Source organism: Caviibacter abscessus (genome assembly GCF_001517835.1).
In the GTDB taxonomy this organism is placed as follows: domain Bacteria; phylum Fusobacteriota; class Fusobacteriia; order Fusobacteriales; family Leptotrichiaceae; genus Caviibacter; species Caviibacter abscessus.
This window is the reverse complement of sequence record NZ_LOQG01000001.1, coordinates 112,927-129,810: the sequence shown is the minus strand read 5'-3', so window position 1 is coordinate 129,810 and position 16,884 is coordinate 112,927. Positions and strand designations below refer to the sequence as shown.

Annotated in this window: 8 protein-coding genes; 1 reads left to right on the top strand and 7 read right to left on the bottom strand. The window is 24.6% G+C overall.

Annotated features, from left to right (window positions below):
* Positions 1–3,492, bottom strand: coding sequence for a pyruvate:ferredoxin (flavodoxin) oxidoreductase (nifJ, locus tag AWT63_RS00665; protein ID WP_068267901.1), 3,492 nt, complete (start codon positions 3,490–3,492; stop codon positions 1–3).
* Between the two features lie 128 nt (positions 3,493–3,620).
* Between nifJ and AWT63_RS00660 the strand changes: the two genes are divergently transcribed.
* On the top strand, positions 3,621–3,980 hold the full coding sequence (locus AWT63_RS00660) for a hypothetical protein (protein ID WP_068267648.1): 360 nt from the start codon (positions 3,621–3,623) through the stop codon (positions 3,978–3,980).
* Between the two features lie 43 nt (positions 3,981–4,023).
* Here AWT63_RS00660 and AWT63_RS00655 read toward each other — a convergent pair whose 3' ends face one another.
* From AWT63_RS00655 to AWT63_RS00630, 6 genes are all read right to left on the bottom strand, one after another.
* The gene (locus AWT63_RS00655; protein ID WP_068267646.1) at positions 4,024–5,409 is read right to left on the bottom strand and encodes a glycogen synthase; all 1,386 of its coding nucleotides are present in this window, start codon (positions 5,407–5,409) and stop codon (positions 4,024–4,026) included.
* A gap of 11 nt (positions 5,410–5,420) precedes the next feature.
* Positions 5,421–6,671, bottom strand: a complete 1,251-nt coding sequence (locus tag AWT63_RS00650; protein ID WP_068267644.1) for a glucose-1-phosphate adenylyltransferase — start codon at positions 6,669–6,671, stop codon at positions 5,421–5,423.
* A 128-nt stretch (positions 6,672–6,799) separates the two neighbouring features.
* Positions 6,800–9,586: a UvrD-helicase domain-containing protein gene (locus AWT63_RS00645; RefSeq protein WP_068267643.1), complete on the bottom strand. Its 2,787-nt coding sequence runs from the start codon at positions 9,584–9,586 to the stop codon at positions 6,800–6,802.
* Entirely contained in the window at positions 9,576–11,906 is a 2,331-nt protein-coding gene (locus AWT63_RS00640) for a PD-(D/E)XK nuclease family protein (RefSeq protein ID WP_068267642.1), read from the bottom strand. Before AWT63_RS00640 ends, AWT63_RS00645 begins: the two co-directional genes overlap by 11 nt.
* A gap of 14 nt (positions 11,907–11,920) precedes the next feature.
* Positions 11,921–16,234 carry a PolC-type DNA polymerase III gene (locus tag AWT63_RS00635; protein ID WP_068267638.1) on the bottom strand — a complete coding sequence of 1,438 codons (4,314 nt, stop codon included), beginning with the start codon at positions 16,232–16,234 and terminating at the stop codon, positions 11,921–11,923.
* On the bottom strand, positions 16,227–16,844 hold the full coding sequence (locus AWT63_RS00630; RefSeq protein ID WP_068267636.1) for a deoxynucleoside kinase: 618 nt from the start codon (positions 16,842–16,844) through the stop codon (positions 16,227–16,229). Before AWT63_RS00630 ends, AWT63_RS00635 begins: the two co-directional genes overlap by 8 nt.
* Positions 16,845–16,884: the final 40 nt, after the last annotated feature.

Here is a 16,884-nt window from a genome sequence, read left to right as displayed (position 1 = left end):
TTATTCCTTTGAATAATCAAGTGATGCTAGTTTCTCGTAATAATTAAATATTTGCATAGCGGATTGCTTGTTTAATTTTAATAATCTCTCTGCTTCGTCAGGAAATTCATTTTTTAAACGTACAAATCTGTTTTCATTCATTAAAAAATCTTCATATTTATCCCAATCTGGTTTTTTAAAGTCAATTTGTAAAGGATTTTTCCCTTTTTCAATTAAATCAGGATTAAATCTGATTAAAGGCCAATATCCTACTTCAGTTGCTAATTTTTCTTCTGTTTGACTCATAAGACCACCTTTTATTCCGTGTTCTATACAAGGTGAATAAGCTATTATAAGTGATGGTCCTTTAAATTCTTGAGCTTCTTTAAATGCACGTATCGTTTGATTTTGATTTGCTCCCATTGCTACTCTTGCAATATATATATTTTGGTATGTCATCATAAGAGATGCCAAATCTTTTTTAGTTGTTCTTTTACCAGATGCTGAAAATTTTGCAATAGCTGCTGTAGGTGTAGCTTTAGATGCTTGTCCTCCAGTATTTGAATATACTTCTGTATCTAATACTAAAACATTTACATCAGCTCCTGTAGATAAAACATGATCTAGTCCTCCATACCCTATATCGTATGCCCAACCATCTCCACCAATTATCCAGACTGATTTTTTTAACATATATTGTCGCAACTCATAAATTTTATTTAAAATTATTTCCTTATCTTCTAATTTTTCAATATAAGCTACAATTTCATTTTTCAAATTTTCATCTTCATTTTCAATAAATAAGTTAAATTTTTCTTTTAAGGTTAAATCAATATTGTCATTATTAATTGCATCTTTCATTAGTGAAATAACTTTTTTTCTTAATGTTTCAGATGCTTCATATAACCCATATCCATATTCTGCATTATCTTCAAATAGTGAAGAAGACCAAGCAGGACCTTGACCACAAGAATTAGTTGTATAAACTGTTGATGGAACCGAGCCTCCATATATTGAAGAACAGCCTGTTGCATTTGCTATTATCATTCTTTCACCATATAATTGTGTAAGTAATTTAATATATGGAGTTTCACCACAACCTGCACAAGCACCTGAAAATTCAAATAGTGGTTTTGCAAATTGAGAACCTTTTACTGTTGTTTTTGGTAAGTAATTATCTTTATAGCTTACTTTTTCATATAAATATCTTGCATTTTCATCTTCTTTTCTTTCAATTTCTTCTTCAATTGGAACCATTACTAAAGCTTTATTTTTTGCAGGACATATATCAACACAAGCTGTACATCCTGTACAGTCTTCCGGAGACACTTGTATAATGTATCTCAAGTTTTCCATGCCTTTACCTATAGGTTTGATAGTCTGCAATATATTTGGAGCATTTTTATACTCTTCATCGTCAATTAAAAAAGGTCTTATTGTTGCATGTGGACATACAAAAGCACACTGATTACATTGTATACACTCTTGGGGACGCCATCTTGGAACCATAGTTGCAATACTTCTTTTTTCAAGTGCAGCTGATCCATGCTCAAAAGTACCGTCTTCATGACCTACGAATGCAGATACAGGTATATCATAACCTTTCAATGAATTGATTGGATTTGATATTTTTTGCATAAATGTACTTAACTTCATTTCTTTAAAAAATGTTTCGATATTTTCCCAATTTTTATCTACAATAACCTCTTCAATTCTATCTCCGGCATCAATGGCATTATAGTTTTTTTCAACTATATCCATACCTTTTTTTGAATATGTTTTTAACGCATACTCTTTCATGAAATTTTTAGCTTCTTTATAATCAATAATATTCGTTAATTTAAAAAAAGCTGATTGTAATATAGTATTTGTTCTATTTCCAAGTTTAAGTTCATACGATAATTTTGTTGCATTTATTATAAATAACCTTATATTTTTTTTAGCTAATTGCTTTTTAAAATTATCTGGCAATTTATTTATTATTGTTTCTTTGTCATACATAGTATTTAATAAAAAAATACCATTGTCTTTCATATTTTCGAGCATATCGTATTTAGTTAAATATGAAAATGTTGAGCAAGCAACAAAATTTGGTTTTTGTATAAGATAAGGTGACTTTATTTGATTTTTACTAATTCTAAGATAAGACCTGGTAAGTCCACCTGCTTTTTTTGAATCATATGAAAAAAAGCCTTGAATATAATTATCGGTTTTATCTCCAATTATTTTTATAGTATTTTTATTTGCACTTACTGTTCCATCAGAACCCATACCGTAAAATATACATTCTAACTCGTTTTTACTTAAGTCTAATTCAGAAGCAACAGCTAATGATTTATAAGTAACATCATCTATTATACCTATTGTAAAATCATTTTTAGGTTCTTTAAGACTTAAATTGTTAAAAACCGATAATATTTGTGCAGGTGTTGTATCTTTTGATGAAAGACCGTATCTACCTCCTACAATTATAGGTCTTAAATTTGAGTTGTAAAACGCATCACGTATATCTAAGTATAATGGTTGAGAACTTCCAGGTTCTTTTGTTCTATCTAAAACGGCAATTGCTTTTACAGTTTTTGGTACTACATTAAATAAATATTTAAAAGAAAAAGGTCTATAAAGGTGAACTGTAATAAGCCCAACTTTTTCACCTTGTTCATTTAAATAATCAACTACCTGACTTATTGTATCTGTAACACTACCCATTGCAATTATTATTTTAGTTGCATTTTCATCACCATAATATGTAAATGGTTTATATTCCCTTTTAGTTATTTTTGATATTTTTTGCATGTAGCTATTTACGATATCAGGAATTGCATCATAAAATCTATTTTGTGATTCTCTTACTTGAAAAAAGATATCTTCTGTTTGTGATGTTCCTCTTGTTACAGGATGCTCAGGGTTAAGTGCATTGTCTCTAAATTTTTTTAAAGCTTTTTTATCAATAAGTTTTTCAATATCTTTATAATCAATTTCTTCTATTTTTTGTATTTCATGTGAAGTTCTAAATCCATCAAAAAAATGTAGAAATGGAACTCTACCTTTTATTGCACTAAGATGTGCTATTGGTGCTAAATCCATTACAGCTTGCACATTATTACTGGATAAGATTGCAAAACCTGTCATTCGGGCACTATAAATATCTTGATGATCGCAAAAAATGGAAAGTGCGTGAGTTGATATACTTCTTGATGCAACATGTATTACACCTGGTAATAACTCACCTGAAATTTTAAACATATTTGGAATTTTAAGTAGCAATCCTTGCGATGCGGTAAAAGTTGTTGTCAAAGCACCAGCTTGAAGCGAACCGTGAACTGTACCTGCTGCACCAGCTTCCGATTGCATTTCAATTAGTCTAACTGTTTGACCAAAAATATTTTTTTTACCTTGCGAAGCCCATTCATCAATGTATTCAGACATTGATGATGAAGGAGTTATAGGATAAATAGCTGCTACTTCAGTCAAAGCATATGCAATATATGCCGCAGCTTGATTACCATCCATTGTTTTCAATTTAGTCCTCCGTTTTCTAGGCAATTATTTAGATTGCAATAGTTAGAAATTTGTAAGATTATTATACATTTTATTATAATTTTAGTCAATATGTGATATAATTGCTATGAGGTGTAGAGATGCTTATTAATTTAGTTGAAATATTATTTATAATTTTAAAATTAATTACAGGAATAATTATTATGTTTCAATTTAAAAGTAGCTTAAAAAAAGTTGAACTTATGGCAATACCGTTGCTTTTAATTGATTTAATTTTAATTATTATTTCTATTTTTACGGATAAAGTTAAAATATTTTTACCTTATTTTTTATTTTTATATTATAAAAATTGGAATGTATTTATAGCATATATAATAATTGACATGATTTTACTAATATTTTATGCTGGATTAAATGATAATTTTAGAAATTTTCATAGAATGTTAGTTTCAATTTATTTTATATCATCAATAATGGGTTATATAGTTTTGTTATTATAAATTAAAAAGTTGATAAGTACAAAAACCTATCAACTTTTTTTATTTACATGTTTATAGCTTTTAAATATAATTTTTCATATTCTTTTGCTGATTTTTCCCACGATAAATCTAATTTCATATTTTTCTTTATTAAATTTAACCAAGTTATTTTATCTTCTTCAAAAACTTGATTTGCATATTTAATGACATATGCCATATCATCCGCATTAAAATTTGTAAAACTAAATCCGTTACCTTCTTTTGTTATACGATTATATGCAGTAACTGTATCTTTTAGTCCACCTGTTTCTCTAACAAGTGGTATAGTTCCAAATCTCATTGCTATCATTTGAGACAAGCCGCACGGTTCATATCTTGACGGCATTAAAAATAAATCTGAACCGGCATATATTAAATTAGCTAATTTTTCATTGCAACCTATATATATTTTAAATTTTTCTGGATATTTTATGGCAAGATGATTGAAAAATTCTTCATAGTATCTTGAACCAGTTCCAAGTATTATAAATTTTACATTTATGGTTTTTATTATTTCCTCTATTCTTGATATAATTAAATCAAGACCCTTACCTTCAACAAGTCTACTTACCACAGATATAATCATTTCATTATTATCAACTAAATCAAAAAATCTTAATAATTTTTTTCTATTTTCCAATTTATATTCAATTATATTATCATTAATAGGAATAATTCCAACAGTTGATTTAGGATTGTATAAATCATAATCAATACCATTTAAAATTCCATAAATATCTATACTATTTGTTAGCCATTCAAGACCTTCTGAAAAATAAGGGTATTTAATTTCATTCGCATAAGTTGGACTTACTGTATTTACAATATCAGCATGACTCATACCAATTTCCATAAAATTAATATTATATGAGTCATATTCATAACCTAGTTTTTCAAATGAATAATTATTGAATTTTCCTTGATATTTTAAATTATGTATAGTGTATACAATTTTTATATTAGAAAAGAGACTTTCATGTTTGTATCTATTTTTTATAAAATACGCAATTGGTCCTGTTTGCCAATCATTGCAATGTATAATATCTATTTTTAAATTTAATTTTTTTATAAATCTTAAAACTATTTCACAAAAGTTAGCATATTGTACATCTTCGTCTAAGTCACCGTATATATGTCCTCTTTCATATAAAGTTCTATTTTCAATGAACAAATAAGTTATATTTTCATTATCATATCTTAATAAATTATAAATTTCACCTTGCATATCAATTGAGTCAATGTATTCCAGTTTATTTATATTCTCAAATTTTATGATATCGTATTTAGGTAATATGACAGTAATATTATGTCCTAATAGTGACATTTTTTTAGGTAATGCGTAAATAACATCACCAAGTCCACCTGTTTTTATAAAGGGCTGAGCTTCAGATGCTAAGTAAACAATGTTCATGATTGTACCTCCTATTTAATAGTTTCTCCACTTTCAATATTTGAGCCATTAAATATTCTCATATTTGAAAAAATTCTTACATTACGTCCGATAATACTGTTATCTTCTACTAATGAGCCTTTACCAATTACACTTATACCGTTATATAATAAATCAGATTTTTCTTTATTAGGTAAATAATTATTTCCGTGACCCACTAATGCAAATTTACCAATTATAACATTTTTATCTATTATGGCAGTATCAATATGAGAATTTTCTGCAATATATGTGTTTTCAAATATAATACTATTTTTTATTGTTGTTCCTACTCTAACAGTAACATTTGGACCTATAACAGAATTTTCTACCATTCCTTCAATCTTACACCCATCACATACAAGCGAATTGATGATACGACCAGTTATCCCAATTCTTACTGGAGCTGAATTTTTTGATTGTGTATATATCTTCCAGCCTTCATCATATAGATTAATTCCAATTTCTTCAGATTTTTTTATTAAATCAAGATTGGCTTCATGATATGAGTCATAAGTTCCTACGTCCATCCAATAACCATCGAATTTATTTATGAATACTTTTTCATTTTTATTAAGCATCTCAGGAATTATATGTTTACCAAAATCTAAATCACTTTGAGTTGCATTTTCAATATATTTAATTAAAGCGTCTGTATTAAAAAGATATACTCCCATTGAGGCTAAATTACTTTTTGGATTTTCAGGCTTTTCTTCAAATGAAATTATCTTGTTGTTTTCATCTATTTCAAATATACCGAATCTAGAACTTTCTTCCATATTTACAGTCTTTACTGCAACTGTAACAGATGCATTATTTTTCTTATGCTCATTTAACATCCAAGAATAGTTCATTTTATATATGTGATCACCTGATAAAATCAAAACATATTTGGGCTTTTTATTTTTTATAAATCTCATATTTTGTCTAATTGCATCAGCTGTTCCCTTATACCATGATGATTGACCGCTACTATTTTCAAATGGTTGAAGTAGAGTTACGCTGGAATCTCTTCTATCTAAATCCCAAGGTTTTCCTGCACCGATATGTTCATTTAATGAAAGTGGTAAATATTGAGTTAATAATGCGACATTATATATGCCTGAATTGGAACAATTACTAAGAGTAAAATCAATAATTCTAAATTTTCCTCCAAAAGGAACACTAGGTTTTACTCTATTTTGTGAAAGAATATCAAGCCTTGAGCCTCTTCCACCAGCTAATATCATTGCTAAAACTTCCATACATACCTCCTGCGTCTTATTATATTATAGTTTACCTCATAATTTGTGATATACAATAATAAAAATTTAAAATGTATAAAAAAAGAAGTTAAAATACATAAAATAAGTAATTTTAAATTCTTTTAGCATTAAAATATATTAATAGATAATAATTTTGTATTTACATTGTATCCTTTATATTGACTTTCAATTATATTTTTATAATTTTCAATTTGTTTTTTATATTTTTCAATATTATCTGGCTCTTTTATAGTTTTATAATCATAAATATATATATTTTTATTTTTGTGATCTATATTTATTCTATCAATTATATATTTTTCATTATTTTCATTAAATATCTCAAATTCAGTATGAACTTCATATTTTTCATTAAAAATGTCTTGATTTTGTTTTACATATTTAATACATTTTTCTTTAATGATATTTAATAACTTTTCTCCAATTAAATTTCCATATTTTTTTAATAACATTGAATAAGCATATTTTTCATATTTTTCATTTAATAAGTATTGAAAAAAATAATGAACAGCTAAACCAATTTTCCTTTTTTGTTCAATAACTATGCTATGATTTTGTTTTTTATCATATTCAATGTATTGTGTATCTAAATAAAAATTACTATTTGTAAAATGGTATTCTTCATCATTAGATTCAATAATGTCAAAATTCTCCAATTCGCCATAATTTTTATTTGTTGTTATATTTAAACTATCGTCTAATACAAATACACACATATTTGATTTTGCACGTGTAAGAGCAACATACATGTTGTTTATTTCATCATCATAAGAAATTTTATTATATAAGTTCAAATAATACTTTCCATGATTAAGATTAATAATAACATCTTTTTTCTTAATAAAAATTGCTTCAATCAAATTAAAATTTTCATCATATTCTTTTACTAAAGTAAAGTCTCTATATGTATTTGTTTTAAGTTTTACAAAAGTATAAACATTATCAAATTCAAGTCCTTTAGATTTATGAATTGTTAATAATTTAATGCCTTCATCTTCTATGGCATTTTCTTTTTTTATATTCTTTGAATTTTCATCATAATAGTCTAAAAATTCTTTTAAACTATTTTTACTATCAATAATATCTAAAAATTTATTAATATTTAATATATCTTCATTACTTGGATTTATACCATATCCAAAATATTTAATATATCGTTTTTTAAAATTTTTATGATTACTTTTTAATTTATTTATATTATCTATTACAATATCTGTAAAATTATTGTCTTCCAGAAAATCTCTAATTTTTTTCAAATTAAATCCAATTAAATCACTTCTTAGAAACTCCAAAAGTGAATATATATTTCCCGAATACAGATAATGTACCAGTTTATATATTGCCATTACAGATTTTATTTTTTCGATCGAGTTTGATGCAATTGATTGATATTTTATATTTCTAATTTCTAATTCTTTTGAAAAATTATCAATATCTTTATTATTTCTAAATAATATTGCAGTATTATTGTAATGATTATTTTTCTCAATAATATCACAAACAAATGGTTCTAGTTCAGTTGTTTTATCCAAGATTGAAGCATTTACATATCCATTAGGTTTAATAAAGTTGACATTGGTATATTCAAAATCATTTAGATTACAAAAAACATCATTAACAAATTTAATAATATTTTCTTTACTTCTATAACAAGTATTTAAATTTAATTTTTTAATTTCGATATCGGAAATATTATTTTTTAATATTGTATCAAGATTTATGAATAATCTTTTATCCCCACCTCTAAATCCATAAATACTTTGTTTTTCATCACCAACAATTAATAAATTTTTACAAGTTTTTATTATTGGAAGAAATAAATAAAATTGAATATAACTTGTATCTTGAAATTCATCTATCATCATTGTTTCAATGCTTCCACCTAATATATTTAAAAACATAGGTGTTGCAACTTTATTATTAATTAAATTTAATTCTTTATCATACAAATATTTTTTTGTAAAAAAAGTTATATCATTGAAAGTAAAACTTTTGGAACTAAATTTATTCTTTTCATCAAATTCATAACAAATTTTTGCAAACTTTCTATAAATATTGTTATATTTGATAATAACTTGTTTATAATAAAAATTACATAAAATTGGAAGTATATTATCTTTAAAGTAGTCGTTTGCGGCTTCATTTTTTTTAATAATTTTACTTTCCAGAACATTTTTGGAAATATTTGCAAATAATTGTTTTTCATTTTTACATTCAAAGAGTACATCAACTTTTGAGTATAAATCATAAGATTCTTTAAATCTATATAAAAAATCATCTAATAATTCTTTAATATATTTGAAATTATATTCTTTAATTTCACTAACTGTAAGTTCAATATTTACTAAGTCATATAAAAATGGTTTTAATTCTAGTATTGATTTTATATCATTAGTATAGTTTTCAATCTTTTTAACTTTAGGATTAATATCGTAAAAGTCTTTAAAAATTTTTAATGATCTTTTGTCTTTCATTATATTTGATAATAAATTCAACAAATATTCATTTGAATTAGTATCGACAACTTCATATTTATATAAGTTTTTATATGGGGCTATAACATTTTTAAATATTTTATTAATAAAACTATCCATAGTAGATATTCTAATATTTTCAGAATTTTGTATCATGATTTCATAAACATTTTTTAAATGTGAATAATCTACATCAATTTTTAAATTTTTAACTAATTCTTCATATCCTTCTTCTTTAAATGCAATTTGTTTTAAAAATTTTAATACTCTTTCCTTGATTTCAAATGTAGCTTTTTTAGTAAATGTAATAACTAATATTTGATCATAAGAAATGCCATTATTTAGTGATTTAATAAATTCAAGAGCCATGGTGTATGTTTTTCCAGTTCCAGCACTGGCACTAATTATTTTAGCTTTCATAATCATCACCTCTTATTACATTTTTTAAATTATAATCTTTAATTTTTTTTGCAACTTCATAATATTTTAAATTTTTAAAATTTAATATTGCATTATCAAATTCGATTAAATCAAATTTAGATTTTACTTCAGTTATTTTTTTTGTATCAAATAAATAAAATAGAATAAGTTTATCAATTGATATATTTAACTGATTCTCTGTAAAAATTTTATAACCGCTAAGTTGATATTCTTGTTCTTCATTGGAAGAGCCTGTTTTAAAATCTAATATTATTTTATTATTATCTTTTTCAAGAAAAGCATCCATTATATATTTTATTTTTATTCCTTTATACTCTAATTCAATTTTCTTTTCAGATTCGATATTATAGTCTTTATAATAATTCATAAAATAATATACTTCATCAATTATTGAATCAAAAATTAAAAAATCATATATTTCATAATATTCACGTTTTATATACTCTTTATGACTTAATAAAAGCTTATTTTTTTCAATTTTAATTTCTTCATATGTGTAAAATTTATTATTTATACATGTTTCAAATAATTTGTGTATTATATTCCCTATAAATCTTGCATCAATACTGACATCTTTATAGTCAATATTACTAAATTTTTTAGTTAATATGTTTAACATATATACTATAGGAAATTCATAAAAATTATAAAAAGAATATCCGTTTAAAGATAAATTATACAGATCATCTTCTTTTTTTGGGAGTACATCTGTATATGTTAAAAAGTTTGGACTTTTATCAATTATATTTGGATTATATACAAATTTTGAACCCGTTACCATATATTTAGCACCATAATTTTTAGAGATTGGTACAATATTAAATATATAGAACAAGTTTTGAAATATTGATGATGCATCTATTTCTTCTTCTTGATTTAAAATATAATATAATTTTACATTATCAGCTAAATAAATTTGCCTAATATAATCATAATAAGTAACATATTTTAAATCATTTTCAACTAATAAACCTAGTTCTTTTCTTTGATTATTATTTAAAATATAATTCGTCTGCTTTTTGCTTGCAAAACTATGAATATTTAATAGTATTAATTCATTTACATAGGCATCACTTATATTTTTAGATATTTTAAATACTGAACTTTTAAGTTTTTGTTTTATTTTTTTTGCATCTAAATATTTTAATAACAATTTAATTTTATCAGCATTCTCATTAATAATATTAGGAAAAAATTCATCTGTTGACAATATTTCTGTTACAGCTTCTAAAAATATATCAGCTTCATCTATATATGTTTTCGCCAGTTTTGAATATAAATTCTCTAAATTATAGGTACTTTCTAAAATATTTTGTATGTATTCATTTTCAATATATTTTTTTGACATGTTTACCATATTTTTTATGATATCAATTTGTTTTAGATTTATATTAAAAAATTTTACAAAATCATTATCTAAAATTGAATTATAAATATTAACTAATAAGCTATTTTTATTATTTGTAGTTCTTAAAATTTTTTCAAGATGGTTAAGTATTTTATAGCTTTTCGTTATTTCAAATGTTTCAAGTGTTCCATAATCGAATAAATTTCTATTTATTTCTCTGTAAATTGATTTATCATCACAGATATCATTAATTACAATTTCTTTTTCTGTATTTTCACTTAAATATTGTGTAAACGCTAATAACATAGTTTTTTCATTTGTAAAATTATATGCTTTTATATTTTTATTATTATCATATTTTAAAGTAAATGACGTTAGCATAAGTTTTTTTTCAGAAAAATCATCTTTATTTGAGTAAATATGGTATTCAATAGGTATATTAATTTTACTTAATATTTCTTTTTCTTTCATTGAAGTATACATTTTATTTATAAATATAATTTTTTTATATTTTTTTAGATATAAATTATTAATTTCATATTTATGATATTTTAAATAACGGGGAACAAATATACCTTCATGTACTTTATCAATCATTTTATTATGAATATTATATACGTTTTCTAAATGTGATTTTTGCCACTTTTCATATTTTATATCTGCTAAACTTATATTGTTTTCATATAAATCGGCTATTAAACGATAATAATTATATGCTAAATCAATGCAATCAAAGTATTTATTTATACCAAAAAATTTTTTTTGATTATCATCAAGGCAAGTAAAAAAGAACATTACTTCTTTTTCTTCTTTTAATATTATTTTATCCGTTAATGTAACATTTTCAAAAAAATCATTAAAATCACTATTATTTTTTAAATATAATATATTTTCTTCTGTACTTTTTTGAATCGGATTTGATATATCAAAATATTTAAATGTTATGTTCATTTTTTACCTCTCTTTTAAAATAAAGTACCTTGGTCTGTTTCATTTAATCCATTAATACAATCATTATTTTTTAGTGTTTGATATACAGATTTATTTATCTTTGTTCTGTTAAGTAAATCTTCTATTGATGAAAAATCTTTTATATTTCTTTCTTCAACAATTTTACGTGCTACTACATCACCAAGTTTATCAACTCCTACAAACGGGATTCTTATCTTATTGTCATCAATAATAAATGTAGTTGCTTCTGACTTATATAAATCAACTGGAGCTAATTTTACATTTCTATAATCCATTTCAATCAATATTTCTATCATATTTATTTCAGCTTTATCATTTACAGTTTTATTAGAAATTGAATTTAATTCGTTAAGTCTAATTTTAAGTTCATCAACAGATTTATTCATCTTGCTTAATGTAAAATCTGAAACTTTTCTATTAAGATATGCAGTATAAAATTCAAGTGGATAATAAACCTTAAAATATGCAATTCTCATTGCCATCATAACATAGGCAACAGCGTGTCCTTTAGGAAACATATATTTTATTTTTTCACAAGATTCAATATACCAATCTTTTATTCCAGAACTTTTCATCATTTCTTTATATTTTTGCCATTCATCTTTTTTCTTAGAAGGAAGCCCTTTTCTTACAAATTCCATTATTTTAAATGCTACTGATTTTTCCATTCCTTGGAGTATTAAATAGTTCATTATGTCATCTCTTACAGAAATAATGTCATTTAATGTTGCTATTCCACTATTAACATAATCTTTTGCATTGTTTAACCAAACATCTGTTCCGTGCGATAATCCTGATATTCTAACTAATTCTGTAAACGTTTTAGGTCTTGTGTCCTTTAACATTTCTTTAACAAAGTTAGTCCCGAATTCAGGTATACCATTTGTACCTAGTTCAGTTCCAATTTGTTCACTTGTAACTCCCAAAGCATCTGTTGATGAAAAGATACTTAGTACTTTTTCATCTGTAAGTGGTATGGTATATATATCAAGATTAGTTAAATCTTGTAGATTTCTTAATGTTGTTGGGTCGTCATGTCCAAGTATATCAAGTTTTACAAGTTGTTCGTCCATAACGTGATAATCAAAATGTGTAGTTGTTGAATCTGAATTTAAATCATTTGCAGGTTTTTGATATGGTGTAAAATCAAATATTGATTTATTTGATGGTATTACAACCATTCCTCCAGGATGTTGTCCGGTTGTTTTTCTTGCACCTTCCAACATACGTGCAACTCTAAGTATTTCAGCTTGCTGTCTTTTTAATTCATTTTCTAATAATTGTTCTCTATAAATATTTTGCTCATCTAAATTTTTATCATAAACATTAAATCTTTCAATTGTTTTATCCTTTATTATATTTTTAGTAATTTCTTCAAAATATTTTTTTACATATCCAATGGCATTGTTTTCTGCAAGAGTTGAAATTGTACCAGCTCTAAATACATTATCTGCTCCGAATAATTCCTCAGTATATTTATGTATTTCAGCTTGAAATTCTCCAGAAAAGTTAAGGTCAATGTCAGGAACTTTTTCTCCGTTAAATCCCATAAATACTTCAAATGGTATTGCATGACCATCTCTTATGTATAAAGTATTACACTTAGGACAATTTTTTACAGGCAAATCTACTCCAGATTTAGCTAAATCAAAAATTTCAATGTTTTTACAGTCTTTATTAGGACATCTATAATGAGGTGATAATCCATTAACTTCTGTTATCCCCATTAAATATGCAACTATAGAAGATCCTACAGAACCTCTGGATCCAACAAGATAACCATTTTCAATAGATTTTTTTACTAATTTTTGAGCTATAAGATACAAAACAGCAAAACCATTACCTATTATTGAATTAAGTTCTTTATTTATTCTTTCTTTAATGATTTCAGGCATGTTTTTACCATATAATTCATATGCTTTATCATAAGTCATTTTTTCTACTTTTTCATTAGCACCTTCTATTATGGGTGGATAAAATCCTTCAGGTATAGGTCTTACTCTATCTATCATATCTGCAATATCATTAGTATTTTTTATTACAATTTCTTCACGTATTTCTTCATCAAAATATGAAAAATCATCAAGCATCATTTTTGTTGTTCTAAAATAGTTGTTTGTAGGAAACCTAAACGCTTTAAATTCTTTATTTGCAAGTTGTAGTACGCTTTTTACAATTCTTTCATATTCGTACATGTACATTACATTACCTACAGCAACTACTTTTTGATTTAATTTCTTACCTAACTCATAAAAATATTTATTCATTTCAATCACATAATTTTCATCTGTAATCTCTTGTTGCTTAATTTCAGTTTCATAGCAATTAGCTGGCATAATTTGTATATAATCGTAAAATTTTGCACTTTCTTCTATTTCTTCTTTATCTATACCTCTTATATACATCGAAACTAATTCACCACTATCATTAAATCCTAGTGTGGGAGCTGCTGATATTAAAAGATTTTTTTTCTTTTTTTCAAGTAAACTTTTAGGTATTCTAGGCTTACCTTTACCAAAATACTCAACTAATGATTTACTTACAAGTTCATATAAATCTTTAAGTCCTTCTTGATTTTTTACAAGTATTGTTGTTTTAATTGTTGGTGCTATTTTAACATCTAGTTGTAATTTTTCATTAACATCGGATAAAGTGTTTACGTTCATATTCATTACCAAATTAAGTAATTTTCTAAACAATTGTGCAGTAACTTCAGCATCGTTTACGGCTCTGTGGTGATGTTCATTTACTAAATTAAATTTTTTACATAAAGCATCTAAGCTAAATCTTTTTTGATCAGGTAATGTTAATTTAGCCCACTCAATCGTATCTATATATGAAAAATTTGTATTTATGTTTAGTTGTTTTGCTTTTTCCGTTACAAACCCTATATCAAATTTTGCATTGTGAGCTACTAAAGTTGATTTCCCAATAAATTCAAGAAATTGTGGAAGTACTATATCAATTGTATCCTGATCTTTTACATCATCATCAGTTATACTAGTTAATTCAGTAATTGTTTTTGGTATTGGAATTTCAGGATTAATGAATTTTGAAAATTTTTCAATGATTTTATTTTCTTGAATTTTAACTGCCCCTATTTCAATTATTTTATCTGAATAAGGATTTAATCCAGTTGTTTCAATGTCAAATACAACATATGTTTCTCTATCAAGTAATTCATCAGAAGGATTTACAATCAGTTTAGCATTATCATCTACAACATATGCTTCCATACCAAGTATTGCCTTGACGCTGTCATCTTTTTTGTCATATAAAAAAGGAAAACTATGTACTACACCTAAATCATTTACTGCATACGCCTTATATCCTAAATTTTTCATAATAGAATTTAGTTTTTTTGAATTAATATTAGAACTTAATTCACTCATATTAGTTTTCATGCTAAGTTCTACTCTTTTTAAATTTGAATCATCTATTAATTTGAATATTTTTCCTTCAGTTTTAGTTATCTTTTTTGAATCAATATAAAATTCTTTTGTGTACCTATCATCTCTTTTGTATGTCCCTTTAACATTTACATAATCAGAGACTATATAATCAATATTATCTTTTTCATTATATAACTTTTTGCAAATATATGAAGTTTCATAATTTGTTATGTATAATTTAACAATTTGCTTTATCTCTCCATTTTTTGTAGTAATTCTTTTTATGTCCATATCAAAAATTTGACCTTGTATTTCAACGGTCTGTCCAATAACAAGGTCATCTTTATTTTCTAAGATTATATTTTCAGTGTTTTCATATACTTTTACATATTCAATTTCTTCTTTTTTTTCTATTGAAATATCATTAGTTTTACATTTAAATTCTATATTACTTTCTAAATTAAATATTTTTTTTATTTCTTTAGAAATATCATGATTTATGTTATTTTTGTACGCTTGATTTACTAATAAATCTTGAAGTAAATAAATGGTTATATTGTTATTATCTACGTTTGTAACATAATCACTAAATAAAATAGAAAGAGATTTTTTTGTAATAATTAAAAAATTTATAATAAAAGAGATAATTTTTGACATTTGAGCATTACTATATTCAAATTTAGGCGTTAAAATAAAACTAAGCTTATATTTGCTTGAGTAAATACTCAATCTGGCATCAATTATCTTTTTTAATTTATCTATATCATTTATTGCATCAAATGAATGAATATCAATTTTAATTTCAAGCTCTTTTAAAACAGACGGTACTATTCTTATCTCCGTTATTTGAATATCTCTTAATCCAAATTCTCTATTAATATTATCGCTTGGTTTTAATCTACAAATTTTATTCATATTTAATTCCTAATTTTTCATCAATTAACTTAAATATATATTCTCTATCTTTTTCATTATTTACAAAATCAATTTCATCGACATTAATTTTAATAATATCTGATAAATTGTAACTTTCAAAATATTCACGGTAGTTTTTATCTAAATGTTCCCAGTATTCATATGGTACTATTTGCTCATATTCCCTACCTCTTTTTTTTATTTTCTTTATTGCATTTTCAACACTTGTTTCAAGATATATCATAAGTCTTGGTCTTTCAACATGCTCTAACATGTTATATAAAAGTTCTTCATATAGCTCAAATTCTTCTGGTTTCATATGCCCATCATGAACTAACATTTTACTAAAAATTACATCACCATATATAGATCTATCCATGACACAACCATCTAATTTAGAAGCATTTTTGATCATTTTAAATCTTTTATTTAAGAAAAATATTTGTAAAGGAAAACTCCATCTCTTTTTGTCATAATAGAATTTATCCAATATGGGATTATCTAAAACTGGTTCATTATATATTGTTATGTTATATCTTTCTGCTAAAAGTTTTCCTAATGAACTTTTACCAACTCCCACAACTCCATCTACACATATAGTTCCTTTCATTATATCCTCCTTAATTTTTGCTTTTTTAAAAAAATTAGCG